The following is a 2498-nucleotide window of genomic DNA, read 5'->3' on the forward strand; positions in this document are numbered from 1 at the left end:
CACAACCGAGGCCACAGTGACTTTCTCGAAGACATCCCGTTGGGTCGAGAAATCACGAACCATGTGGTGCAGGAAGGGATTATTCACCCGCTCATTCAGGCCTGGCGAACCGGAGAGTAAGACTACCGGAGAGCGCTCGGCATAGGCACAGGCAACGGCATTGACCATATTCAACCCACCCACGCAGTAGGTGACGCAGGCGCCGCCGATCCCATGAATCCGGGCATAGGCATCAGCCGCAAACCCCGCGCAGTCTTCTCGTGTGGTTCCAATGTGGCGGATCGGCGACTCTTCCAAGAGCTTGAAAAGAGTCAACACGTAATCCCCGGGAATGCCAAAAATATGATGCAGGCCCAGCTTATACAGGCGATCTAGAAGAAGGGAACCAATGGTAAAAGATGCATTCATACATGCAAACCACGTTTTATTGATAGGCCCTTTTAGGCCCTTTATTGAGCATCGGGCTAAGAGGAGGACTCGAGGAGCCAAATACACCCCTTACATAATTAAAATCGAATGCCGTTTTTCCAAAAATATGAATGCTATTTTCGTTCATCAAGATTGAGTGAATGGTTCCCGCAAGCGCTCCGCCCAAGCCGCTCATTGTCATGGGCCCGTCAAAAGATCGGCCATAGTCGCCACTGACCAACCACTTGTCTATAGAAGAGTAATGAGGACTACCAGTGGATGGATCCAGCGTCTCCCCGATGCACCGCCAGGAAAGATAAACGTGCCGATCGGCAGTGGCCAAATTCGGGATATAACAGTTTTTACCTTCCTCTCCCAAAGAAACGGTTGGCGCGAAAGATGCCCCCGCATCATGACTGACGCCAAGGAATGCAGACCAAAAGCCGCCAACAACTTGCTCCCAGGCCACAAAGACGTGGTCCCCGTTTGCCCAGACTGTAACAGTATGCGGGGCACCGCTAACCTCCTTAGGTACGTTTTTGCGTACAAAGCTCGCCCCCCGGTCTGTGCTAACATTCAACCAGACATCGTTCGTCTCTACAACGGTTCCGGGCCCTGTCCCTTCGGCTGTCAATTTCCTCGACGCGACAAACACCTGCTCGCCGGTGACTGCAACAGAGTCACCGCCAAGATATTTGATGTCGCTAAACGTTCGACCACCGTCGCTGCTGCGGAAGTATTTGCTTCCATTAAGAATTAGATGGACCCCATATACATCTGCTACCAAAATCTCATAATTTTCGCCGGGACTGAAGCGATCGGTGGAACTCCCAAAATGCATGGCTTCACCAAAAGTAAATCCTCGATCATGACTGACCCGCAGTCTATGCGCTGCACCGATGCCACTGGCATCGCTGCTTTCCTGCCACAATACGTATACGGTGTCTCCATAGGCCGCGATCAGCGGCGCCAAAGCTTTATGGCCAGGGTTAGCTCCGAGGTTCGATCGAGGACCAAAGTCACGTCCGCCATTTGTGCTACGAGCGAAGTTGATCTGAGTGTTCGAGTGGCGTCCCTCAACCCATGCGACATAGACATGTTCACCTACAGCCGCGAGCCGCTGCGCCCATGATCGTTCAATAGTTGGACGCACAAGAATCGGTTCGTCAAAGGATACGCCGGCATTGTGGCTGGCGCGAAGGTAAAGATCTTCATTCATACCCATAGGCCCGTAGAGAACATAGATATTCTCGCCTGCCATTGCCGTTTCAATATCCGGAAGCCCCGGTGCCAAGGTCACTGCATCCTGGAATCTTGGTTTGTCAGAATTTCCTTCGATAAAAGATTTTTTTTCGATCGATAGATGCTCACGACGGTCCGGTCTAATGGCACGTCGCTTATCGGACTCTTGTGCACTGTTGCCTGGTTGTGCGCCCATGAGACCCAAAAGCACCAGCAGAAAAACCAGCAGCAGACGATAGGGAGACACTGCTGCTTTATTTGAGGATTGTTGCAAGTTTTTCATGCTTTAACCTCCAATGAGATCTTGCATTTTTCTTCCTCTCACCTTCAACCGTGTGTCAAACAGGAATTTCTGCATTCATTTGAATTTTAACAAGTTAAAATCTGAGAGCAATTTGGCAATAAAAGTTCCCTTTTCCATCTCGCCAAATTAAGGATACCTAGTCATACAAGTGGCACCAGACTTGGTGGCCGTTTTCAGGTGGACCGATCTGGATCAACGGAGGTTCGACCGTTCTGCAATGGTCCATGACTGGCGGACGACGGGGAATGAACACGGCCTCTCCTAAGAATCGTGTTTTTCTTTAAGCAATTCTTTCATCAGCGCAGCCAAACTGATAGCTTCCACCCCTTCGGCAATGGGATATCGCTCAGGCCCGGCATACACAACGAAACTCCTGGATGGTTGAAGATCCTCAAGCGCATGATAAAACCCCCTGGCTGGTTTGGCGGTCAAGCTGCGCTTGATTTCCAAGGCCCAACGTTCCTTCCCTCCAGGCCATTCCAGCACCAGATCGACCTCGGCTCCTGCGGCCGTTCGATAAAAGCTGACCTGCGTTCGTTCCGGA

General features: G+C 51.3%; 3 protein-coding genes. All 3 read right to left on the bottom strand.

Annotated features, from left to right (window positions below; all coding sequences use genetic code 11):
* A partial coding sequence (locus H6750_21695) for an alpha-keto acid decarboxylase family protein (protein MCB9776923.1) occupies window positions 1-408 on the bottom strand: 408 nt, incomplete at its 3' end.
* 16 nt (window positions 409-424) lie between these two features.
* On the bottom strand, window positions 425-1933 hold the full coding sequence (locus H6750_21700) for a hypothetical protein (protein MCB9776924.1): 1509 nt from the start codon (window positions 1931-1933) through the stop codon (window positions 425-427).
* Window positions 1934-2215: 282 nt separating this feature from the next.
* On the bottom strand, window positions 2216-2498 hold a 283-nt coding region (locus tag H6750_21705), incomplete at its 5' end, for an ATPase (protein ID MCB9776925.1).

This window comes from Nitrospiraceae bacterium, assembly GCA_020632595.1.
In the GTDB taxonomy this organism is placed as follows: Bacteria; Nitrospirota; Nitrospiria; order Nitrospirales; family UBA8639; genus Nitrospira_E.